At 52.9% G+C, this 21,400-nt stretch carries 23 protein-coding genes; 9 read left to right on the top strand and 14 right to left on the bottom strand.

All coding sequences use genetic code 11. The annotated features are described in order from the left end of the window. Positions 1 to 8 precede the first annotated feature (8 nt). Positions 9 to 485, bottom strand: a complete 477-nt coding sequence (coaD, locus tag ACJJI6_RS17200; RefSeq protein ID WP_282930647.1) for a pantetheine-phosphate adenylyltransferase — start codon at positions 483 to 485, stop codon at positions 9 to 11. 86 nt (positions 486 to 571) lie between these two features. Further along, positions 572 to 1,162, bottom strand: a complete 591-nt coding sequence (gene rsmD, locus ACJJI6_RS17205) for a 16S rRNA (guanine(966)-N(2))-methyltransferase RsmD (protein WP_444915169.1) — start codon at positions 1,160 to 1,162, stop codon at positions 572 to 574. 232 nt (positions 1,163 to 1,394) lie between these two features. On the opposite strand from rsmD, the gene ftsY reads away from it, so the two are divergent. The 6 genes from ftsY to trmB all read left to right on the top strand — a co-directional run bounded on the left by ftsY (position 1,395) and on the right by trmB (position 6,771). Beyond that, positions 1,395 to 2,618: a signal recognition particle-docking protein FtsY gene (ftsY, locus tag ACJJI6_RS17210; RefSeq protein WP_444935144.1), complete on the top strand. Its 1,224-nt coding sequence runs from the start codon at positions 1,395 to 1,397 to the stop codon at positions 2,616 to 2,618. A 36-nt stretch (positions 2,619 to 2,654) separates the two neighbouring features. Then, positions 2,655 to 3,341 carry a cell division ATP-binding protein FtsE gene (ftsE, locus tag ACJJI6_RS17215; RefSeq protein ID WP_282930649.1) on the top strand — a complete coding sequence of 229 codons (687 nt, stop codon included), beginning with the start codon at positions 2,655 to 2,657 and terminating at the stop codon, positions 3,339 to 3,341. Beyond that, positions 3,322 to 4,338 carry a permease-like cell division protein FtsX gene (gene ftsX, locus ACJJI6_RS17220; RefSeq protein WP_444915170.1) on the top strand — a complete coding sequence of 339 codons (1,017 nt, stop codon included), beginning with the start codon at positions 3,322 to 3,324 and terminating at the stop codon, positions 4,336 to 4,338. Before ftsE ends, ftsX begins: the two co-directional genes overlap by 20 nt. A 222-nt stretch (positions 4,339 to 4,560) precedes the next feature. Next, on the top strand, positions 4,561 to 5,415 hold the full coding sequence (gene rpoH / locus ACJJI6_RS17225) for an RNA polymerase sigma factor RpoH (protein ID WP_282930650.1): 855 nt from the start codon (positions 4,561 to 4,563) through the stop codon (positions 5,413 to 5,415). Between the two features lie 108 nt (positions 5,416 to 5,523). After that, a complete protein-coding gene (locus tag ACJJI6_RS17230) occupies positions 5,524 to 5,901 on the top strand; it encodes a DUF423 domain-containing protein (RefSeq protein WP_444895670.1) in 378 nt (125 codons plus the stop codon). A gap of 84 nt (positions 5,902 to 5,985) precedes the next feature. Beyond that, on the top strand, positions 5,986 to 6,771 hold the full coding sequence (gene trmB, locus ACJJI6_RS17235; RefSeq protein ID WP_282930652.1) for a tRNA (guanosine(46)-N7)-methyltransferase TrmB: 786 nt from the start codon (positions 5,986 to 5,988) through the stop codon (positions 6,769 to 6,771). 73 nt (positions 6,772 to 6,844) lie between these two features. On the opposite strand, the gene ACJJI6_RS17240 is transcribed toward trmB, so the two are convergent. Then, a complete protein-coding gene (locus ACJJI6_RS17240) occupies positions 6,845 to 7,855 on the bottom strand; it encodes a hypothetical protein (protein ID WP_413663809.1) in 1,011 nt (336 codons plus the stop codon). 203 nt (positions 7,856 to 8,058) lie between these two features. Between ACJJI6_RS17240 and ACJJI6_RS17245 the strand changes: the two genes are divergently transcribed. Continuing rightward, positions 8,059 to 8,997, top strand: coding sequence for an outer membrane beta-barrel protein (locus tag ACJJI6_RS17245; RefSeq protein WP_282930654.1), 939 nt, complete (start codon positions 8,059 to 8,061; stop codon positions 8,995 to 8,997). Positions 8,998 to 9,083: 86 nt separating this feature from the next. Here the strand turns inward: ACJJI6_RS17245 and ACJJI6_RS17250 are convergent, their stop codons facing one another. Continuing rightward, positions 9,084 to 11,003 (bottom strand): ABC-F family ATP-binding cassette domain-containing protein, encoded by a 1,920-nt coding sequence (locus ACJJI6_RS17250; protein ID WP_475711379.1) that lies wholly within the window; start codon positions 11,001 to 11,003, stop codon positions 9,084 to 9,086. 108 nt (positions 11,004 to 11,111) lie between these two features. Here ACJJI6_RS17250 and ACJJI6_RS17255 point away from each other — a divergent pair, with 108 nt between their 5' ends. Next, positions 11,112 to 11,606 (top strand): TIGR02444 family protein, encoded by a 495-nt coding sequence (locus tag ACJJI6_RS17255; protein WP_475711381.1) that lies wholly within the window; start codon positions 11,112 to 11,114, stop codon positions 11,604 to 11,606. A 115-nt stretch (positions 11,607 to 11,721) separates the two neighbouring features. Here ACJJI6_RS17255 and ACJJI6_RS17260 read toward each other — a convergent pair whose 3' ends face one another. Beyond that, positions 11,722 to 12,684, bottom strand: a complete 963-nt coding sequence (locus ACJJI6_RS17260) for a histidine kinase (protein ID WP_444911802.1) — start codon at positions 12,682 to 12,684, stop codon at positions 11,722 to 11,724. Between the two features lie 457 nt (positions 12,685 to 13,141). Between ACJJI6_RS17260 and bamJ the strand changes: the two genes are divergently transcribed. Then, positions 13,142 to 13,930: an FKBP-type peptidyl-prolyl cis-trans isomerase gene (bamJ, locus tag ACJJI6_RS17265; protein ID WP_444906864.1), complete on the top strand. Its 789-nt coding sequence runs from the start codon at positions 13,142 to 13,144 to the stop codon at positions 13,928 to 13,930. Positions 13,931 to 14,064: 134 nt separating this feature from the next. On the opposite strand, the gene rsd is transcribed toward bamJ, so the two are convergent. From rsd to rpmE, 9 genes are all read right to left on the bottom strand, one after another. Then, positions 14,065 to 14,532 (bottom strand): sigma D regulator, encoded by a 468-nt coding sequence (gene rsd / locus ACJJI6_RS17270; protein WP_413663804.1) that lies wholly within the window; start codon positions 14,530 to 14,532, stop codon positions 14,065 to 14,067. A gap of 169 nt (positions 14,533 to 14,701) precedes the next feature. Continuing rightward, on the bottom strand, positions 14,702 to 15,388 hold the full coding sequence (locus ACJJI6_RS17275) for an LrgB family protein (RefSeq protein ID WP_475711383.1): 687 nt from the start codon (positions 15,386 to 15,388) through the stop codon (positions 14,702 to 14,704). Further along, positions 15,385 to 15,771, bottom strand: coding sequence for a CidA/LrgA family protein (locus ACJJI6_RS17280; protein WP_413663802.1), 387 nt, complete (start codon positions 15,769 to 15,771; stop codon positions 15,385 to 15,387). The genes ACJJI6_RS17275 and ACJJI6_RS17280 overlap by 4 nt, the downstream gene beginning before the upstream one ends. A 36-nt stretch (positions 15,772 to 15,807) precedes the next feature. Further along, positions 15,808 to 16,299 (bottom strand): disulfide bond formation protein B, encoded by a 492-nt coding sequence (locus ACJJI6_RS17285; protein ID WP_282930663.1) that lies wholly within the window; start codon positions 16,297 to 16,299, stop codon positions 15,808 to 15,810. After that, a complete protein-coding gene (locus ACJJI6_RS17290) occupies positions 16,296 to 16,898 on the bottom strand; it encodes an acyl carrier protein phosphodiesterase (protein WP_444892361.1) in 603 nt (200 codons plus the stop codon). The genes ACJJI6_RS17285 and ACJJI6_RS17290 overlap by 4 nt, the downstream gene beginning before the upstream one ends. A 34-nt stretch (positions 16,899 to 16,932) precedes the next feature. Then, on the bottom strand, positions 16,933 to 18,561 hold the full coding sequence (gene gshA, locus ACJJI6_RS17295; RefSeq protein WP_413663800.1) for a glutamate--cysteine ligase: 1,629 nt from the start codon (positions 18,559 to 18,561) through the stop codon (positions 16,933 to 16,935). A gap of 40 nt (positions 18,562 to 18,601) precedes the next feature. After that, positions 18,602 to 19,033, bottom strand: a complete 432-nt coding sequence (locus tag ACJJI6_RS17300) for a hypothetical protein (protein WP_475711385.1) — start codon at positions 19,031 to 19,033, stop codon at positions 18,602 to 18,604. A 130-nt stretch (positions 19,034 to 19,163) separates the two neighbouring features. After that, on the bottom strand, positions 19,164 to 20,417 hold the full coding sequence (locus ACJJI6_RS17305; protein ID WP_108734997.1) for a malic enzyme-like NAD(P)-binding protein: 1,254 nt from the start codon (positions 20,415 to 20,417) through the stop codon (positions 19,164 to 19,166). Positions 20,418 to 20,799: 382 nt separating this feature from the next. Beyond that, positions 20,800 to 21,012: a 50S ribosomal protein L31 gene (gene rpmE / locus ACJJI6_RS17310; protein WP_108734996.1), complete on the bottom strand. Its 213-nt coding sequence runs from the start codon at positions 21,010 to 21,012 to the stop codon at positions 20,800 to 20,802. Positions 21,013 to 21,400 lie beyond the last annotated feature (388 nt).

Below are 21,400 nucleotides of genomic sequence, written 5' to 3' on the forward strand. Positions count from 1 at the left end.
ATTCAGGCTTAACGAAATTTCTCTTCCAGCGCGCTTTGTACAGCAGCCGGAACAAACTTGGTGACATCGCCGCCCAGGGAGGCAATTTCACGTACTAAAGAGGATGAAATGTAGGACAAATGTTCTGCCGGTGTCAGGAACAAGCTTTCCATATTGGGCGCTAACTGGCGGTTCATATTGGCCAGCTGGAACTCGTATTCAAAGTCGGACACCGCGCGCAGACCGCGCAGTACGCCATAAGCATCTACCTGGCGCACCAGGTCGGCGAGCAGGATATCGAACCCAATGACTTCGACATTGGGCAGGTGACCGAGAACTTTTTGTGAAAGTTCTACCCGCTCCTCTAAGGTGAACAGGGGGTTTTTGCGATTGCTGGCAGCCACAGCCACGATAACGTGGTCAAACAAGCGGCATGCGCGCTCCACCAAGTCCAAGTGACCATTGGTGATGGGATCGAAGGTTCCGGGATAGACGACTTTTTTCATACGCCAGGGCTTAAATGCGGGCCGAATGGGATGCGAATGGTAAACAATTTACGGCTAAGGTCAAAACCGAATCTTTTTATTCTTTCCTAACCTGCCGGGCCAGCACGGCGAAACAAGCGCATACACACCTGTCCCGCACGTTTTTCTTTTTCCTGTTCCCAGCCAGGTACTGATGCGACCACTGTGTCTCGCGGTGTTTCCACATAGATTAATGCATCCTGCGAAAGATGGCCGGACAGGGCGCCTAGAGTTGCCTGCCAAAGATTGTCGGCAAAAGGGGGATCGATAAATACGAGGTCGTATTTACTTCCATTACTTCCGAGGAACTCTTCTGCACTACAGTTATGGACTTTGGCTTCCCGGGCGTTTAACTGTTTTAACTGTTCCGCCAGGGTTCGCGCAGCGCGAGTATTCAGCTCGACAAAATCTACCGAGCCGGCGCCTCGGGATAGCGCCTCCAGACCCAGGGCACCTGAACCGGCAAAGAGGTCCAGGCAGCGGGCGTCGGGCAGGTAGAACTGCAGCCAGTTAAACAGAACCTCCCGCAGTCGGTCGCCGGTAGGTCTCAAGCCCTCCACTGGGGCAAACTGTAATTTTCGCCCGCGCCACTGTCCGCCAATGATGCGTAACTGTGAAAGGTTTTGCGGGCTTTGCTTTCGGGATGAACTTCTGGCCAAGGTAACTCTCTACTGGGGGCTTAGCGATGCTAAGATTAGCGTCTTTCTGCAAGCGGTACATCCGGACATACGAATGATTTTTGACTTCCTGCGCAAAAAGAAGAAGCGCAAGCCCGAACAAAGTGAGCCCCAGCAATCCCAGGCGGAGGTCACTGCTGCGTCTGAAGAGGAATCATCGGCGCAGAGCCCAGAGCCTTCAGCGCTAGATAAAGAGCCCTCGGCGCTGGACAAAATGCCCTCAGACATAGAGGAAAAGTCGTCTGCCCAGGGAGAAACCTCCGCACTGGAGGAGGCAAAGGCCCCTATCGATAAACCCACTGCCCCAGCTTCTGTCCCCCAAGAGGAAAGTGCCGGCTGGGCGCAGCATGCTGATGCGGCGGGCGAGCCGGAGGCCGTTGTCGAAGCCCCCCAGGTGGTTGCAGCAGAGCCTGTAATAAAAGAAGAGGCCGAGAAGCCAGCCCCGATTCAACCCGAGCCAGCTCCAAAACCCAGAGCTAAAGAGCAGCCGAAACCGGAAGCCAAAAAGAAAGAGGGCTTCTTTGCGCGTATTCGTCGCGGCCTCAGCCGCACCAGCAACCAGTTTGTCGAGGGGATGGGAAACCTGTTCCTAGGGGCCAAGGAAATCGATGAAGATCTGCTGGAAGAACTTGAGACACAGCTGTTGATGGCAGATGTGGGAGTTGAGGCCACCAGCGAGATCGTCGAGCGCCTGACCGAACGGGTATCCCGTCGGGAATTGGCCGATGGCGATGCACTTTACAAGGCACTGCAGCAGGAGCTGGCTGACTTACTCGATAGTGTTGATGCTCCCCTGGAAATCGATATTAGCAAGAAGCCTTACGTCATTCTGGTAGTGGGCGTAAACGGTGTGGGTAAAACCACAACAATCGGCAAGCTGGCCCACCGCTTTCTCGGTGAAGGTAAGTCGGTGATGTTGGCTGCCGGTGATACATTCCGTGCCGCAGCAGTTGAGCAGCTACAGGTTTGGGGGCAGCGCCACGATGTACCGGTTGTAGCGCAGCATACCGGTGCCGATAGTGCGTCAGTTATTTTCGATGCGGTTCAGTCTGCCCAGGCGCGCGGCGTCGATGTGGTAATTGCCGATACCGCCGGGCGCCTGCACACCAAATCCAACTTGATGGAGGAGTTGTCCAAGGTGCGCCGGGTGATGGGCAAGCTGGACCCCAGCGCGCCCCACGAGGTGCTGTTGGTACTGGATGCTGGCACTGGCCAAAATGCGATTAACCAGGCCTCTCAGTTCCGTGAGGCGGCCGGCGTTACCGGCTTGGTGCTGACCAAGTTGGATGGTACTGCCAAAGGCGGCGTTATCTTTGCCCTGGCTCGTCGCTTTGGCATCCCGGTGCGTTTTATCGGTGTGGGTGAGCAGGCGGAAGATCTACAGCCATTCCGCGCTCGTGAGTTCGTATCCGCCCTGTTTGGCCGCGATAAGGCCTGATAATTCGCCTAGGAAATAACAAGAACAACAGAAGCCGTGATCACTTTCGATAATGTGAACAAGCGTTACGCATCGGGGCAGGATGCCCTGGTGCGAGTCAGTCTGGAAATCCCCCGTGGCGATATGGTGTTTCTCACCGGTCACTCCGGTGCGGGTAAAAGTACTTTGCTGAGACTCCTGACTGCGATTGAACGCCCTACGAAGGGCAGTATTCTTGTCGCCGGACAGAATCTCAACCGTCTGCGCAATGGCCAGATCCCCTACTACCGCCGCAATCTGGGTATTGTCTTCCAGAATCACCAGCTGCTATTTGACCGCAGCGTTTTTGACAATATTGCCCTGCCCTTGTCTGTTGCGGGTTGCAATAAGCGCGAGGTGGGGCGTCGGGTTCGCGCAGCCCTGGATAAGGTCGGCTTGCTGCACAAGGAAAAGCAAAATCCCATTATGTTGTCTGGTGGTGAGCAGCAGCGGGTTGGGATTGCCCGCGCAGTCGTTAACAAGCCCGCGATACTGGTTGCCGATGAGCCCACCGGCAACCTGGACCCAACACTCTCTCAGGAAATTATGCAGTTGTTCGCCGACTTTAACGCAGTGGGAGTTACGGTGCTGGTGGCGAGCCACGACTTGGAACTGATTGCACGGATGCGCCGACGGGTATTGACCCTACAGGCTGGCCAACTGATATACGACGGAGTTCCGAGCCGTGAAGTACACCCAAGCTAAAGCGCAACGACAGGCCAACCCTGCCGCAGACAAACGTGTGCGCAGCACCGGCGCTGTTGTTGCACAAACAGGGTTGGGCGATCGATGGAATAGCTGGTTGGGGCATCACCGTGAGATGGCCGCCGACTCTGTCAGTCGATTTTTTAGCGCACCGATGGCCAGTGCAATGACGGCGCTGGTGATTGCTATTGCCCTGGCCCTGCCGGCGGCATTGCAATTGGGCCTGTTGAATTTCCAGCGCGCGGTGGCTGGTTGGGATGGGCAGCCACAAATTTCTGTTTTTCTACACAAAGATGCGAGACAGGCTGCGGTTAATTCCCTGGCCGACAAATTGCGCAGTGACCCCGCTATCGCGGAGGTAACTTATGTCTCCCCGGAAGATGCCCTGGCAGAGTTTGAACAGGCCTCGGGGCTTGGGGATGTATTGGTTGGCCTGGATGCCAATCCCCTGCCGGCAGTGCTGTTGCTGCGGCCAAGGGATGCGAAGGACGGCGATAAACTACAGGCTTTGGTGGAGAATCTGAGAGCCCAGGCACTGACGGATTCAGTGGTCTTGGATCTTGCCTGGGTCCAGCGCCTCGCCCAGATCACCGAACTGGGACAGCGTCTCTCCGCAGGTCTAGCCCTGTTATTGGCGCTGGGAGTGGTATTGGTGGTGATCAATACCATACGACTGCATATCGAAAGTCGTCGGGAGGAGATCCTGGTAGTAAAGCTCGTTGGCGGCACTAATGCGTTTGTGCGACGGCCGTTCCTTTACAGTGGCATTTGTTATGGGCTATTTGGCGGGTTGTTGGCGTGGCTGTTGCTTACAGGTGGTGTGGCTATGTTGTCTGGGCCAGTTGAGAGTCTGTCATCAAGTTATGGCAGCAGCTTCGAACTGAGAGGGCCGGGCGCCAGTTACTTCTTTCAATTAACTTTGGGGGCCTCCTCGCTGGGCCTATTAGGGGCTTGGCTTGCGGTAGCGCGACACACTCGCAAGATAGAACCCCGCTGACCAATGAGTCTGATCAAGAAGGGTAAAGTGTTCTGGCAAAGGGAACCTGAGGCGTAAAAAGCCCCTCTAATTTCGCGAAATACAACAGAATACGGTAGTTGTTGGCGGGCTTTCTTATCTGCCCGTGCAAGTGCTACACTGAGTCCAGCTTGTCGCCGGATACAGTATCCGCCGGCAGCGGCCGGTAATATCGGCCGACTAATAATGACAGGAGAGACCTGAATGGGAACCAGCCTACAGCCAGTGCATACGCTGTCTCCGGGCGCCAACCTGGGAGCTTATATCCAGACCGTCAGTGGTTTTGACGTACTGACCGCTGAACAGGAAAAGCACCTGGCAGAAGACCTCTATTACCGCGAAAATCTCGATGCTGCACGCCAGCTGGTCATGTCACACCTGCGCTTTGTAGTGCATATCGCCAAATCTTATTCCGGCTACGGGCTCAATGAAGCCGACCTGATTCAGGAAGGTAATGTCGGTTTGATGAAGGCCGTCAAACGCTTCAATCCCGAAAAGGGAGTGCGCCTGGTATCCTTTGCGGTACATTGGATTAAAGCTGAAATCCACGAATTTATTCTGCGCAACTGGCGTATTGTCAAAATTGCCACCACCAAGGCGCAGCGCAAATTATTCTTCAACCTGCGCGGTCAGAAGAAAAAACTCGCCTGGTTGACCAATGCAGAAGCTAAAGCCGTCGCCAAAGACTTGAATGTGGATGTCACCCAGGTCCATGAAATGGAAGGCCGCCTGGCTGCACACGATGCGGCTTTTGATGCGGGTGTCGATGACGATGACGATACCGCCTGGCAGGCACCGGCTCACTACCTGGAAGACCGCAGTTTTGATCCGGCCGCCCAGCTTGAGCGGGATAACTGGCAGGAAACCAACTTGACCAGCCTCGCCAGTGCCATGGCACAACTGGATGATCGCAGCCGCGATATTATTCAGGCCCGCTGGCTCAGTGAGGAGAAATCCACATTGCATGAGTTGGCTGATAAGTATGGTGTTTCCGCTGAGCGAATTCGCCAGCTGGAAAAAAATGCCATGAAGAAAGTGCGTGCTGCTATGGAAGCCTAAATCGGCATTCTGGTACACGGGTAGAAAACCGCGCAGTAGCGCGGTTTTTTTTGTCCCGCCTGTTACAGACATACCTGTCACCACAGGGTAAAACAAAAAGGGAAGGTAATGGCCAAACTCTATCTGCTACTGTGTGCACTCTTTGGCGCTAGTGGTGTGGCTCTGGGGGCGTTTGGGGCTCACGGCCTGCGCGGTAAAGTGGCAGAGAACCTGCTAGAGGCCTATAAAACCGGAGTCCAGTACCAGATGATTCATGCCCTGGCGCTGTTTGGTGTGGTGCTGCTAATGCAAAACTGGGGAAACCGTTTATCGCTGACCCTGAGCGGTGCTCTTTTTACTTTTGGTATTATCTTCTTCTCCGGCAGTCTCTATGCCCTGGCACTGGGAGGCCCCCGATGGCTAGGTCCAATCACTCCTCTCGGTGGGCTGATGATGATTGCCGGTTGGGTAGTCCTGTTTTTTGCCGCATTTAATTTCTCTAAGTAGCCACCTTCACTGGGCTTACACTCAGATACCGAGCCCGAACAGAATATCAAGATATAAACCGCTTCGCATAAGAGGTCGCGAACAATGCAAGACGAATCTGCGGAAGATTTTCCCTACCGCACAGAATTTAAGAAGAAATCTATCCGCAGCTATGTGATTCGCGCGGGGCGAATGACAGAGGGGCAGCGCAATGCCTTTGACAATTATTGGGGGCAGTATGGGCTCTCCCTATTTGATGGACCTCTGGATCGCCAACAGGTCTTTGGCCGCGAGGCGCCACTGGCGTTAGAGATCGGTTTCGGTATGGGGGATTCCCTGCTGGCCATGGCTGAAGCCGAGCCAGATAAGGATTTTATTGGTATTGAAGTACACCCACCGGGCGTTGGCCGGTTGATCAATAATGCCGGCAAGGCAGGTATCAAAAACCTGCGTGTTTACATGGCCGATGCGGTCGATGTCCTAAACGATTGTATTGCCGATGGGAGCCTGGATCGTTTCCAGCTGTACTTCCCTGACCCCTGGCACAAGAAGAAGCACCACAAGCGCCGGATAGTGCAGCCGGAATTTGTTCGCCTGATTTGCAGCAAGTTAAAAACCGGCGGTCTTATGCATATGGCGACAGATTGGGAGAATTATGCCGAGCATATGCTGGAAGTATTGCAGGGTGAAAACCTGCTAGAAAATACCGCCAGTGAGGGTGATTATGTTGCCCGGCCAGAATGGCGCCCAGAGACCAAGTTTGAGCGTCGAGGGCAGAGACTGGGGCACGGTGTTTGGGATCTGGTATACCGCAGGTTACCTGGTGAAGCGCCGCCGCTAACTACCACTGACGTAGATGCGTCAACTGTTGAAGAGTCCAAAGGCGAATAATTCGCACTGACGATCGATGTTTGCCACCGGTGCTAACATGGCACCAGTGGCATGCAACAGCCCACCTCTATTGTTAGAAAAACTCATTCCAGTTTTTCTTGGCCGCTTCCCATCGGCGCTTGTCTTCGACAACATTCAGGTTGCGGATGGTGTTACTGTCATAGGACATCCAGTCCGACAGTTCAATATTATTTTGGGTGCCCGCAAAATAACGCATGCGAAAGCGGCGAATAAATTGGTTGGGAATAGCCATAAAGGCAACTTCACGTCCCTGGGTGACAGTGGAAACCTCTACGCATTGGTGGTTTCTTTTATCGAGCTCATAGATAAAACCGGTAGTGGCTAAGTCACCCTCATTTGTTCCATGCACAAAATAATACCTTTTTGGGCAATAAGTTTTGTTGTGCCAGGCAAAGCGCGCAACAATATTTGCATTGGTAGTGGTTGAGATGACTTGGTTAGATGCTCCGGTACCCAGGTGCGGATCAAAGCGGCCATTTTGATTCATCCAGGGAAAGAATCCCCCGGCTTGCCACAGCTTCTGTGGTGGGCGGGTATCGCCACGGTATAACAGCGTTGTCACTGTGTGCAGATTAAAACCACTGCGGCTAAATCGGTAATTAAATAGTGAGAAAGGGACGTCCAAATGGGCTTCGATGTTGGATATTGCTCTCCTCTCAGAGCTGAAAGCTTCACTGGCCTGTCGATACCAGCAGTAAGCTCCACCGAGTAAAGCTAAAACGGCATCTTTACGGCGTGTTATTCCATCGCTATCGAGTAGCTTGGTGGGTGTGGAGGGATCAAATCCAGTAAGCCAGGTATATAGGGTTTCCACTAGTACTTTGGCGACACGGGTAATCCTTCCATAATCATTTGTTTGAATTTGTACTGCCTGGCTTACTAATTGGTCGATCCGGGTTAGCCCATCACTACTGCGCTTGTGATACCACTTACTGTTGCTATTGGAATTATTTTGGAAGTCCTGTGCGTACTCACGGATACTTTTGGGGACATAGCAGGTGGTTTGTATGTTTTGTGGGTGAACCAAGTTCCTAACATAGTTATCGATATTGGGTGCCAGCAAGGGTTAACTCTCCTGTCTTTATTACTGTTTTTCGCCACTAGCCGTCTATGCTTCTAGTGGTGCTGTGATTATCGAATTTTATTTCCAATAAGAACCGGATTCAGGAAGCATCGCGAAAACAAAACCGAATTATTTTTATTAATAGATATTGATGTTAATAATAATTTGGGGGGTTGATCAAGGAAGGAATCTTGGTGTTTCTAATGAGAAGGCGTGATCCTCTGCTTTCATTTCTCTATAGCCTGCCGTTTATCTTACTCTTTACAGTTTCTGAAGTCCGTGCTGATTTTGTTGGAACTTTAAACCTATATGTTAACGGGGGTAAGCATTGGTTTGATGGCGACCGCCTACAAGGCACACCATTTCGCGGTTTTGAAATGCGAGATACCTCAGGTGTCGGTGCCGGTTTTGGCTTTAACATGACAAATCATTGGGCGATGGAAGGGGTTGTCGACTATTTCGTCGTGAGTGTTGCGGATACGCCCGAGAAAGTAGATGTGTATAACTACCGTATAGATCTCCTATATCAATTTGGAGGGCAGTTCTGCGGTAATTTTTGTTGGCAGCCCTATGTCGCGTTTGGCCTGGGTGAAATGCGTATTAATTACGACCGGCGTTACCGTAAAAAACACTGGCATCCAGATGACCCAAAGTATGTCTATGATCCGGATCATCCCTACGACCCATACTATCCCTATCCTTGGGATTGTCGTAAGAAATTCTATGTCCCTGAGGATCGGCCAGACGGCCACCATTATCCCTACCCGCCTTACCATTGTGACTGGCATGACCGGCAAAATATGGTGAATGTGGGAATGGGAATTAAATATCACCTGGGGCCCCGTTGGCAGGCCCGCGCAGATATACGGCTTTTCCAGGGGGTCGAAGAAGGTGGTGTCGATGGTTTTGCCAGCTTGGCGGTCGGCTATCAATGGCTTGAATATCCGGATTTTTGGTATGACGAAGATGCCGATGGTGTTATTGATGCCACTGATCAATGTCCGCAGACCCCAGTGGGAATCGATGTGCAATTAGATGGCTGCCCGCTGGATACAGATTTTGATGGTGTACCCAGCTATATCGATCAATGCCCAAATACACCGATTGGTATTGCAGTGGATGAATACGGTTGTATTCGTTAAGGGCAACTAAAATCGATTTCTTCAGCGGGCGGCAGAAAAGTTCTGAAGCCCGCTGAAGATATTGTTTAAAATGATTTTCTATAAAATTACTCGCCGCGAATTTCTTCGAGCTTCTCAGAAATTTCCAGCCATTCCATTTCCAGTTCTTCCATTAATTCCTGCTGCTCCGACTGCTCTTTATTAAGTCGAGCGATTTCTTCCTGCTGGCCGCCGCTATATATCGCTTCATCGGCAAGTTTTTCCTGTACTGCGGCCAATGCCTTTTCTGCCGTAGCCATCTGTCGCTCAATATTTTTGAGTTTGTTGGTCAGGGGCTTCAGTTGTTCGCGTAGAGCGGCGGCGGCGCGCCTTTGGGCCTTCTTATCCTCAGGGGCTTTTTCCTCTGTGCCAGAAACAGTGGAGGGGCTCTCCTCTTTGCGTTTCTTTTCCCGGTTAAAGCCGAGCAGCCACTGTTTGTAGTCATCAAGGTCGCCGCTATAGGGTTCGGCGCGGCCATTGGCCACCAGAATAAATTCGTTGGCAGTATTGGCCAGTAGATGACGATCGTGGGAAACCAATATGACGGCACCGGGAAACTCCGCCAGCGCCAGGGTCAGGGCGTGGCGCATTTCCAAATCAAGGTGGTTTGTCGGTTCATCGAGAAGCAACAGGTTAGGTTTTTGCCAGGCCAGTAGTGCCAGGGCTAAACGGGCTTTTTCACCGCCGGAAAAGCCCCCTACCGTTTCGAAAACCCGATCGCCGATAAAACCGTAGCCGCCGAGAAAATCCCGCAGCGATTGCTCCGAGGCATCGGGGCTCAGCCTTTGCAGGTGCAGCAACGGGGAACCGTTGCTATCCAGTGCTTCCAGCTGATGCTGGGCGAAGTAGCCGATGGCCAAGTGTTCGCCACATTGGCGCTCGCCGCTGAGGGGGGCGAGTGTGCCAGCCAGGGTTTTGATTAGAGAGGACTTGCCAGCACCATTGGGGCCGAGCAGGCCGATACGGCGACCCGGCTGAATACCCAGCTGAACGTTCTTCACCACTATTTTTTCGGCATAGCCAATATCCGCCTCGCGTAGGTCGATTAACGGATTAGAGGTTTTCTCTGAGGATGGCAAAGTAAAATGAAAAGGGGAATCCACATGGGCCGGGGCAATCAGAGCCATCCGATCCAGGGCTTTCAGGCGGCTTTGTGCCTGCTTGGCCTTGCTCGCTTTGGCGCGAAAGCGCCGCACAAAGTCTTCCATATGTGCGCGTTCGGCCTGCTGTTTTTCAAACTGTATTTGCTGCTGGGCCAGGCGCTCAGCGCGAGCGCGCTCGAAGGCACTGTAATTGCCGCTGTACAAGACCAGTTTTTGCTGTTCAAAACTGACAATGCCGTCGACCACTGCATCGAGAAAGTCGCGGTCGTGGGAAATAATCAGCAGGGTACCGGGGAAGCGTTGCAGCCACTGTTCCAGCCAAAGGGTGGCATCCAGATCCAAGTGGTTGGTGGGCTCGTCCAATAGCATAAGATCTGCGGGGCACATCAGGGCACGGCCCAAATTGAGGCGAATACGCCAGCCACCTGAGAAGCTGCGAACGGGGCGCTGTTGCTCTTCGTGGGAAAAGCCGAGCCCGTCGAGGAGTTGCGCGGCGCGCGCTGGGCCACTATAGCCATCAATACTGGCCATGCGCTCGTGCAGTTCTGCCAGTTTGTGACCGTCGGGATCGCCGCTCGCTTCGGCCTCTGCCAGTTGCTTTTGCAATAGCCGCAACTCGCTATCGCCGTCTAAAACGTAATCCAGTGCTGACTGCTCACTAGCTTCTACCTCTTGAGCCATATGGGAGATACGCCAGGTGCTGGGGAGGTCTACCCGCCCTGCATCGGTTTCCAGTTGTCCAAGCAGCAGTTTGAACAGAGTTGACTTGCCACAGCCGTTGGCACCGATAATTCCGACTTTGTGGCCGGGGAAGATTCTGCAATCTGCGCTGTCAAGCAAGTCGCGCTCACCTCGGTGCAGAGAAACCCCTTGTAAATTGATCACTGGAAAAACCTCATATGAATAGGCCGATGAATGCTAGGCTATTGAACAGACCCGGACTCCACAGAGACTGGGGCACTATGCCGATCAGCAAAGGGTCGGGATTCTAACGTGACAAATACTTCACCTCCATCTTCCCCCAAGGAAAACCCCCTCTGGCAGTTCAGCTTGGACTTTTATACCTATCAGGATGTCGAACAGTTCCTACTCGACTGCCAAGACAGAAATGGCGCTGACGTGTGTCTTCTACTGTGGGCGAGCTATACAGCCGTTTGTGGCAAGGAAATCAGTGAAGAGGGATGGAGAGTCGCAGATCGAGGCGTTGCGCCGCGCAGGCGAATGATTCGCAGTGTGCGACACCTGCGTCGTTGGTTGGGGAGTTTGCGCCCCCATACCCAGCGGGCCTACGCACTGTGTAAACGCTATGAATTGAAGCTGGAGCAGTTACAGTTGGCTGCGCTGTGGAAAATTTATGCTGAGGACTGGCCGGGGGATCGTTCTGCACTGGAGCTAGCATCCCAGCAATATGGTTTGCAGCAAAAAGATCAGGCCCGCTGGGCGGGCCTGATCGAAAGCTACTTGGCTCACAGGGGGGCAGCGGGTTAAGCCACTGTTACACCCCTCTGGGCACTGTACTTTTCTGGGGTCGCCGGTAATACAGTCGTGAAAAGTACAGTGCTCAATTAAGCAGCACTATATTTGGCTGCGAGGAGTCCCGAGACTACTCGCCGCTGGGTTGCTCCGAAGAAAACAGGCTGTTTGCCGGAGTGCTAGGAGTAATCGTTGCTGCTGGGCGCGGAGTATCCATCGGTTTCTGCTGCTCAGCTGGAGCCATGGTTTTTGAATCGTCTTTGGGCTTCTCTACGGTTTCTGGCTTGCTGGCAGCCTTCACCTTCGGAGTTTCTGCGCTTGGCTTGACTGTTGCAGGCTTAGCTTCCGTAGAGGGTTTGCTCGCCGCTGGTTTTTTGGCCGCAGTAGTTTTAGCTGGAGCTTTCTTCGCTGGAGTTTTTTTCTCGGCAGTAGAAGCTTTCTTGGCTGGCGCTTTTTTTGCAGCAGTGGAGGCTTTCTTTGCGGGAGTTTTCTTTACAGCTTTAGTGGCAGCGGCAGTTTTTGCCGGCGCTTTCTTGGCACTAGTTTTCTTTTCTGTGGCTTTTTTTGCCACTGTCTTTTTCGCTGTTTTGGTGGTGCTGGTAGTGCTTGCTTTAGTGCGACTCTTTGCTGCGGTTGCTTTAGGAGCGGCTACTTTTTTTGAGGTGGTAGCTTTACGGGCTTTTGGCTTGGATTTGTTCAGCAGTTTTTCTGCTTTTACACCGGCCTTACGTACAGCTTCGGCAGCTTTCAGCTCGGCTTTTGCCTGGGACTCAGTACCCTTTGCTTCGGCGTGTGATGCCTTTGCTTGCTGGAGTACTTCGTTATGCTTTTCTACATTGGCCTTGGCGGTTTCTACACGCTTTTGAGTGGCAGCTGTCTTTCGTGTCTTGGCTGCAGTTCTAGCGTCTACTAGTTTGGTTTTCGCTTTAGCTAATTTTTCTTTTGCGGAAGTCAGTGCTTTTCCGGCTTTTAAAACACTTTTGCCGGCATCGGTAACTTTCTTGTTGCGGGCTTTGTCCAGCTTGACGGTTAGCTTGGAAATTTGTGCTTCCAGTTCTGCGACTGAATTGACAGCTCTTTGTTTGGCAGCCATGAGTAAATGTCCTGACGTTTATTATCAATTGGAACATCCGGACAGTGTACGGATCAGATCTATATGTAATAGACATATTTAAATCGGGGATCTGAACACTGTAAATTGTTCTGAAACTGAAAAGCACCTCAAACAGTCCGGAACAATAACCGGCGACTGGTCGATAATAGCGCTGTTTTTAAAAAAAATGTATGCCGTAAGCAGCGAAAATAGTGCTGTAAATGTATTTTTTTCTCGCTGGTCCCTGGAACCTTAAGGTGGAATGTGGTGTCCTGCACAGTGTGCGCGTCATCGGTATGCACTTGCAGTCGCCTTAGGTTAGACTTGAGCGGACTGGCGGAAAAGGTGCGCCTGGAGGCTAAGGGCCGAATCAGGATTACTTGATAAGCCGCCGCAGGCATTGACCCAGGGTCAAGCGCGAATCATTCAACGCAATACGGACAAAGAGACAACACCCATGAATAAATACCCTTTGGCTGCAGCAATTGCCCTTGGCCTGGCGCTGACCGGCTGTAACGAACAGGGATCTAAGCAGGAAAAAGAAGTTGCCCTGGACACCCAGGAGAAGAAGGTCAGCTACATCATTGCCGAAGATATGGCGAAGCGCCTTGAAGCTCAGGATGTGAAATTAGATCCCCAAGTGGTGATGATGGCTCTTAAGGATGTCTCCAGCGGCCATGAATCCCGTTTGACTGAAGAAGAAAAGCAGCAAACTATCGCTGCCTTCCAAGAGCAAATGCAGAAGAAGCAGCAGGAAATGCTGGCTCAGCAAGAGAAAGAATTCAAAGAGACTGCTGATAAAAACCTGCAGGAAGGAAAAGCCTTCCTCGAAGAGAATGCCAAGAAAGATGGTGTTGTTACCACTGATTCCGGCCTGCAGTACAAAGTGATTACTGAGGGTTCCGGCGGCCAGCCCAGCGAGAACAGCACTGTTGAAGTGGACTACAAGGGTACCCTGATTAATGGTGAAGAGTTTGATAGCTCTTACGCCCGTGGTGAGCCGGTCCAGTTCCCGGTTAATGGTGTTATCAAGGGTTGGACCGAAGCGTTGCAACTGATGAAAGAGGGTTCCAAGTGGGAGCTTTACATCCCCTCCGAGCTGGCATATGGCCCGGGTGGTGCAGGCGGTAAGATCGGCCCTAACGCAACGCTGATTTTTGAAGTGGAACTGCACAAAGCCAATGTTGGCAAGGAAGATGGCGCCGAGAAAAAAGAAGAGAAAAAAGAAGAGCCCAAAAGCGAGTAATTAAATTTACTACTTTGGATTCAATAAAGGCGCCCAGTGGGCGCCTTTATTTTTTACCCTGAAAAATCAACAGCAAAAATATTCGATTAAAGGCGCCGGCTTCCCATCGCCTTTACAATGATGAATTCAGTTTTTTAGACCAGCTGGTTTTTATGGGCTGTGTGCAAAAGTGCGATCATTCGATCCTCGGAACTAAAGCGGGTTTCCAGTGCTTCCCCCAGCTGTGACAAGTCCGGGTTCAGGCTGGATAGATCGTCGGTTTCCTGGTACTTATCATTGAAATCGACAGCGACATCAGTGGTCACATCAATATCCCGATAGAGTTCCCGCGCTTGTTGCAGCCCCTGTTTATCATCAAAAGCCTGGCCTTCAAGTATGAGCTGTTCGTATACCTCAAAGTGTCCCGCAGAGACGTAGTCCACCAGCAACTGGCAAAGATGACGAACACCGTTCTCGGTCTCCGAATCCCCATCGTTAAATTCTTTCTTCTCAGATAGATGGTAGTAACTTACCAGCAGGATTTGTCGGGACTGTAGCCAGCGGTCAATGATTTCACTGACGCCACCCCAGCGCTCGCGCGCAGATTTACAATTTTCCAGCATCTCCAAGAATCCTTTGGTTACTGTTGCCGTGATAGCCAGCTTTATTGCTGATCCCGAAGGCCCTAAGAAGATAGGAGATTCCCCCGCCGACGGCAAGGTGCAGAGTGTGATCTACGCCAGAATACAACGATGCCTGCGGCGATCTTCGGTGGAGGAAATCTAGGGTGTTTTATCCACTGATAATGAGCGGCAAAATCAGCGCTGTGAGCGCACCGCAGGTACCCATCGCCAACGCTGCACAGGCGCCGCACAGGGCGCTGATTTCTAATGCCCGCGCGGTCCCCACCGCGTGGGCATTGATGCCGAGTACGATACCGACAATGCGCTCATCGTGAATATTGAGCCTACTCATTAGAGCTGGGCCAGCGATAGCACCGACCACCCCGGTCAAGACCACAATTGCCGCAGTGAGGCTGAGAGAAGCGTGGATTGTTTCCGCCAGGGCCAATGCGATGGGTGTGGTAATAGATTTGCCGCTCAACGCCAGTAGCACTGACTTGCCTGCGCCAATTACCAAGGCGATTAATACCGCTATAACCGGGGCCAAAATCGCACCCACAAAAATAGTGACAAGTAGCGGCCAGCCGGCTTTGCGGATAATCACTAGATTTTGTTTGAGAGGGACAGCCAGGGCAACAACTGCTGGACCTAACAAACTGTACAGTAATGCACTGGAGCCCTGATAACTCTCATAGGGGATATGGAGAACACTCAATGTTATTGCGGTCAAAATGCTAGCGCTGATGATAGGGTGCAGCAGAACAGTCTTGTAGCGCCGGTAAAGGGTAACGCCGACAAGAAAAGCTATGACATTCAAGGGCAATACAAAGATTGGGCTCGCCAGAAATTCATTCACTCTCTATTACCCCCAGAGCGAATCAGCAATTTCTTTAGTAGCTGTGCGCAAATAGCGATACTGATCAGTGTGCCAATCACAATAGCGGCGATTAAGGCTAGCCAGTCGGATAGAGTCAGGCCCTGGAAAAAAAATACCCCGACAGCCGCCGGTAGCAACAACAGCGGCAATAGGTAAAGCAGTTGTGAGCTGACTTTGGCAAGGCCTGCGGGAGCCCCACCATTGAACACGAGAATCACCAGTAGCATCAGCATCCCTATGACAGATCCCGGAATGGGTAGTGACAGGCTTGAGCTGGTGAAATTGCCCAGCCAGGTACAGGCAACCAGAATGGCAGCTCCCCCCAGCCAACGGAGTATGTTGTGCAGCGTGGATTTTGACATGTAGGAGATGGCGGCCGTTAAAGCCGCCGGAGATTGTTAAGCTCTGCGGAATGCTTGCCAGCCACCGAACAGGATCAGACCGGCAAAACCGATAGCGGCCCAACCGGGGATACTCAGGCCCATCATGGTCCACTGTACTTCAGCACAATTGCCATCGCCGCTCAGCAGTGCCTTGAGCACATCGGCCATCGGGAAAACTTCAATCATATAGCTGACGCTTGGACCACAGGCCGGTACTTGGTCTTCCGGCAGGCTTTGCAGCCACAGTTGGCGACCGGCAAAGTAGAGACCGCCCATTGCCCACAGGGATACCAGCAGGCCGTAGACACGACGGCCAATGGTGGCAGGGTTGTGCAGGAATGCGATCAACGAAACTACACCAACACCCAATAGCATTACCCGCTGGGTAATACACAATTTGCAAGGCTCCAGCCCCTGCACGTACTCGAGATAAAAGGCGGAGCCGAGTAAAAAGGCCACCATTAGGAAGACCAGCAGAAAAGTGATGCGCGGGTTGGGTAAGGTCATGGTAATTCGGGTCCTGAATAGTGCTGTCGAAAGCGGTTCGCTTCGAGATTCAAGTCGGTTAATAGTTTATTGAAATTGCTTTCCAGTTTGTTCCGCCCGGCGATAAGTTCAGGCAGTAGCTCCTGCAGTGCTACCGGGCGGCGCAACCGCTGTCCAACCCGCTCCAGGGTCAGCTCGATTACCCGCTCCTCGCGGTAACTTTGCAGCAGTTTAATTTGCTCGGCGCGCTCAATAAATGCCATTGCGCGTGGCGGAATATACCGGCTGTCGAAATGAAAGTCTCTCCAACAGCGCCGGCAAAACTCATCCAGCGCTTCAGGGTGCCACTGCTGCCAGTTTTCTGCCAACAGGTGATCAAACCATATATCCAGTGCGATACCGGCATAGCGACGCCAGCGCGGGTCCAGTTGTGACAGGGCATCCCGGTAGGCCGGGTGAGCATCGGTGATGGCATCGATGCGACGGTGCAGGCGAATACCATGCTCAATATCCGTTGGCCAACTGTCATCCAGGGGGCCTTTAACAAAGTCCCCCAGGAGCCCGCCCAGTCGCCAGCGCGGATTGGGCCCGGACAGTAACAGGTGTGCCAGATAGTTCATAAGCCTCGCTCAGGCTGCGGCACTGTATCAGCCGCTAGTCCTGGCAGCAGTTGTATTGGGCATAGTAACGGCTCAGGAATGTTTCAAAAGTACCGCTATCCTGCGCTTCAATTTCTTTTTGCTTGAGCAGTGAGGTTTCTGCCTGCTGTAAGAAGTCTTGCAGATAGTCGCTGTCCAGAGGGCGTTCCAGGAAGTAGCGGCGGTGCTGTTCGGCTTTATCCATAGCCCACTGGGAAAAGGTAATGTTTTGTTCGCGCATCTCTGCCAGTATCTGCTGTGCCGGTGTGAGGATATCCCCTTTCACCTTGGCCTTCTGCACGCCCACTGAGCCGCGGTATTGCGAGCCGCCCCAGGCGTTATCCAGCAGTTCTGCCACTGAGTCGACCTCTTCCAATAACTGGGTGGCCCAGTCGCTCAGTTTACGCTCGCCACCGTTATCCAGCAGTGTTAGTTCCGGTTCGTGACCCCGGTAGACGATACGCTGTTGGTTCTCCTGGGTACTGCGGTAATCGGCATCACTGGTTTTGGGGCTGTCGGTGAGAAGGCAGTGCAATAGGAAGCTATCGAGAAAGCGCATCTGCTGGGCATCAATTCCCAGGGGGGCGAAGGGGTTCAGGTCGAGACAGCGCACTTCAACATATTCAACACCGCGATTATCCAGGGCAGACAGCGCTGTTTCGCCGCGTTTGGCGGGGTTTTTGGGACGGATCGGTGAGTAAAACTCATTCTCGATTTGCAGTATGCCTGTGGACAATTGCTGGTAGTCGCCGCCTTCATTTTTAACCCCCATTTCCTGGTAGGGGCCGTAGGAACTGCTGATCGCTGAACAGAGCGTCGATAAATAGCTGCGCAGGTCGTTGTAGCAAACCACCAGTGACTGCTGCACGTTGCTGTTGTAGCCCAGGTCGCCCATACGCAGGGACGTAGCGTGGGGCACGTGCAGAGTGTGGTCATCCCCATTGAAGGGCTCAAGACTGTGCTCGCGGCCATCGACAAAAGAAGCGCATACCGCAGGTGCGGCGCCAAACAGGTAAATCAGCAACCAGTAATTGCGGCGGAAATTACGAATTAGATCGAAGTAGCGACGGGTTTTAAAACTTTTTAAATCCTCACTGCTGCCTTCGATTTCATGCAGCCATAGCCAGAACTCTTCAGGAAGCGAAAAGTTGTAGTGGATACCGGCGATAGTCTGCATGGCGCGGCCGTAGCGCAACCCCAGGCCCAGCCGGTAAATAGTTTTCATTGTGCCGCTGTGAGAGCTGCCGTAGCGGGCAACGGGAATATCTTTATCTTCGCCAATCGCACAAGGCATGCTGTTAACCCACAGGCGCTCGTCACCGATCTGGTTGTAGGTGTAGCGGTGGATACGGTCCAAGACCTGTAACGCTTCCTCTGGGGTCGCTACTGGTGGCGTTATAAATTCCAGTAGGGCCTCGGAGAAGTCGGTAGTAATACTTTCATGGGTAAGTGCGGAGCCCAGTGCTGTGGTATGCGGCGTTTGCGCAAGGGCACCATCGGGAGCGACACGCAGGCTCTCTTTCTCGACACCGCGGAGGATGCCTTTGAGCAGTTGGGCTGGTTTGGCTTGCGATAGCGCGGCCAGGTGGGAAATGGGCACTCGAATCTCCTTGGTACTACCGGAACGCTTCTTTATCGCTGCCATCTCGGGCGACTCTCTGTGCCGGTGCTGAATGTTCTGGCGCTCAGGCGGCGGATTCAGATTTGTTTTCGTCAGGCTGTGCGGGCGTTTCAGCGGGCGCTTGTTCCGGGGCAACCTCAGGCGCTTCTTCCGGTGCGACTTCAGGCGCAGGCTGGGGTTCTATCTCCGGGTTGGCCTGCTCTGGCAGTTCCTCAGGTGTTGAGGGGGTGATTTCAGGGTCACCCTGACTCTCATCACTGGATACCGGTGCTAGAGCTTCCTCGGGGATCTGGGGGTGCCCCTTAATGCTGAGTTCGCACAGTAGCAATTCAATGCGTAGGCTCACATTGCGAGTATTGGCCTCGAACATCTGGTTGATAGCGACGTCTTTATGCTCGCTGCGAAACAGTTTGTTCGGCTCGCGGCCATCGGTCCATTCGCCGCTTTTACTCAGGAACTGCTGGTGCTGATTGGTCAGCACGTACACATGACTCATTATGTTGGGCAACTTTGATGCTGTGACAGAAAGGCAGTTTAGCGACGGGGGCTTTATGGCTCAAGAACTCCGTTAGAGCGAAAGCGGTAAATGCCTGCTCTAACGGGTTAAGTGAGGAAATCTGTGATCTTTACAGGGTTTCCAGGGGATAGTTGTCCGGGTAGGGCAGGCGCGCACAGCCACTGTCTACGGCTGCCCGAGCTACGGCCGAAGCCACCTCAGGCAGTAAACGCGGGTCGGTTGGCTTGGGCAGGATATAGTTGGGCCCGAAGCTGAGTTCGATACCGCCATAACCTTCGCGCACTGAATCCGGTACCGGCAGGTGGGCAATTTTGCGGATCGCCTCGATCGCTGCCAGCTTCATTTCTTCATTAATGCGCGCAGCGCGAACATCCAGGGCACCCCGGAAAATAAACGGGAAGCAGAGGACGTTGTTAACCTGGTTTGGGTAGTCGGAACGGCCTGTGGCCATAATCAGGTCGTCGCGCACACTGTGAGCCAACTCGGGCTTAATCTCCGGGTTGGGGTTAGAGCAGGCGAAGACCACCGGTTTTGGGGCCATGCGCTGTAGCTGCTCGGCGGAGAGCAGGTCCGGGCCGGATACCCCGAGGAATACATCCGCACCGGCGATGGCATCGTCGAGGGTGCGCATATCGGTATCCCGTGCCCACTCACCTTTGTAGGCGTTGATATCCGTTCGACCCGAGTGGATAACCCCACGGCTGTCGAGCATGGTGATCTGCTCTTTGCGCGCTCCGGCAGCCAGCAGCAGTTTGCAGCAGGCGGTCGCAGCGGCACCTGCGCCCAGGCAGACCATATGCACTTCACTAATTTTCTTACCCTGAATCTCCAGAGCATTGAGCATACCGGCAACGGTCACAATGGCGGTGCCGTGCTGATCGTCGTGAAAAACCGGTACCGGGCAGCGCTCGATCAGGGTCTCTTCAATATGGAAACACTCTGGCGCCTTAATATCTTCGAGGTTGATACCGCCGAAGGTGTTGGCGATTGAGGCCACGGTCTGAATAAACTGCTCCGGGCTGCTGGCATCAACTTCGATATCTACTGAGTTGATATCGGCAAAGCGTTTAAACAGCAGTGACTTGCCTTCCATCACGGGTTTTGAGGCCAGCGGGCCCAGATTGCCGAGACCGAGAATGGCACTGCCATTGGAAATGACTGCTACCAGATTACCTTTGCCGGTGTATCGATAGGCTGCTTCTGGGTCCTTGGCAATTTCTCGCACCGGTTCGGCGACGCCGGGACTGTAAGCCAGGGACAGGTCTTCCTGGGTTTCGGCAGGGGTCGTCAGCTCTACTGAAAGTTTGCCGGGACTGGGGAGCGCGTGGTAATCGAGCGCTGCCTGGCGCAATGAATCCGTCATTTGGGGGCTTATCTCTCGAATACTGTGGGCAACACTTAAGTGTTATCCCGGTTACTGCGGGGGCCAGAGAATAACCGAGGGAAGCTTGGCGCTACAAGCGTGAAAATCTGCAATAAGTGGTACGGACTTCTATTTTTATCGTGCCTATCGACGATTTTCAGGATAAATAGCCGCAGTATTCTGATTTATAAGGATAAAGTTATCGCCATTGGCGGAAAGGTTAAGCGATTCAAGTCGATTTTGATTTTACATACAGAGGATTACAGCAGCGGGGTATGAAACGCTGAGAATAGATACAAAAAAGGCACCATCGCAGCGCGAGATGCCTTTTTGGAATGGACCCTGCCGCAAGCGGCGGGTCCATTCGAGCGAAGAGCCCGGATTATTTGCCGATACGGCTGCCGAAACGCTTCTTGAAACGGTCAACACGACCACCAGTGGTAGCCTGCTTCTGCTTGCCAGTGTAGAAAGGGTGGCACTGGGAGCAAACGTCGATTTGCAGGTCTTTGCCCAGAGTGGAGCGGGTTTTTACAACATTGCCGCAGGAACAGGTAGCGGAGATGTCGGTGTAGTTAGGATGGATATCTGCTTTCATGATTGCCTCTTTTCGAAACCGCCACTCGATCTTTTGCCGAGCACGGCATCGTCATTGGTGCAGGAACCAGTATGGTTCCAGGCTGTTTAAAAAGTCGGCGCATACTATCAGATTAATGTCGCGGTTCAAGCATAATTGGGTAGCGAAATAACTGAGGATGGCCACTTGTTAGCATTGCACAACAGCTTTGATAACAATTGACCTCACTAATTCCTCTGTGACGCCTAAGTCGCCAATTCGGCCTTAAGGAGCCTCTGAATAACTCCGTAATGCCTCTGCGGGTCTTGAAGGCTGCAGATGTTAGGCGCAGCTCGCCGCGAATGGCCGTAGCCCTTGGCAAGAGCTGCAACGCAGCAGCTGTGGCCTTCAAGGCCCGCCCTTCGGGGCG

The sequence above is a fragment of the Microbulbifer maximicatervae (SeqCode) genome (assembly GCF_056232625.1).

Bases quoted from the DNA above. Each gene is read 5' to 3' on its own strand.
- coaD (WP_282930647.1), bottom strand. From the start codon at position 485: ATGAAAAAAGTCGTCTATCCCGGAACCTTCGATCCCATCACCAATGGT.
- ftsY (WP_444935144.1), top strand. From the start codon at position 1,395: ATGCCCTCAGACATAGAGGAAAAGTCGTCTGCCCAGGGAGAAACCTCC.
- rpoH (WP_282930650.1), top strand. From the start codon at position 4,561: ATGGGAACCAGCCTACAGCCAGTGCATACGCTGTCTCCGGGCGCCAAC.
- ACJJI6_RS17245 (WP_282930654.1), top strand. From the start codon at position 8,059: ATGAGAAGGCGTGATCCTCTGCTTTCATTTCTCTATAGCCTGCCGTTT.
- ACJJI6_RS17290 (WP_444892361.1), bottom strand. From the start codon at position 16,898: ATGAACTATCTGGCACACCTGTTACTGTCCGGGCCCAATCCGCGCTGG.
- ACJJI6_RS17305 (WP_108734997.1), bottom strand. From the start codon at position 20,417: ATGACGGATTCATTGCGCCAGGCAGCGCTCGATTACCACGCGCTCCCC.
- rpmE (WP_108734996.1), bottom strand. From the start codon at position 21,012: ATGAAAGCAGATATCCATCCTAACTACACCGACATCTCCGCTACCTGT.
- ACJJI6_RS17280 (WP_413663802.1), bottom strand. From the start codon at position 15,771: ATGTCAAAATCCACGCTGCACAACATACTCCGTTGGCTGGGGGGAGCT.
- ACJJI6_RS17300 (WP_475711385.1), bottom strand. From the start codon at position 19,033: ATGAGTCATGTGTACGTGCTGACCAATCAGCACCAGCAGTTCCTGAGT.
- ACJJI6_RS17285 (WP_282930663.1), bottom strand. From the start codon at position 16,299: ATGACCTTACCCAACCCGCGCATCACTTTTCTGCTGGTCTTCCTAATG.
- rsd (WP_413663804.1), bottom strand. From the start codon at position 14,532: ATGCTGGAAAATTGTAAATCTGCGCGCGAGCGCTGGGGTGGCGTCAGT.
- ACJJI6_RS17230 (WP_444895670.1), top strand. From the start codon at position 5,524: ATGGCCAAACTCTATCTGCTACTGTGTGCACTCTTTGGCGCTAGTGGT.
- ACJJI6_RS17260 (WP_444911802.1), bottom strand. From the start codon at position 12,684: ATGGCTGCCAAACAAAGAGCTGTCAATTCAGTCGCAGAACTGGAAGCA.
- bamJ (WP_444906864.1), top strand. From the start codon at position 13,142: ATGAATAAATACCCTTTGGCTGCAGCAATTGCCCTTGGCCTGGCGCTG.
- gshA (WP_413663800.1), bottom strand. From the start codon at position 18,561: ATGGCAGCGATAAAGAAGCGTTCCGGTAGTACCAAGGAGATTCGAGTG.
- trmB (WP_282930652.1), top strand. From the start codon at position 5,986: ATGCAAGACGAATCTGCGGAAGATTTTCCCTACCGCACAGAATTTAAG.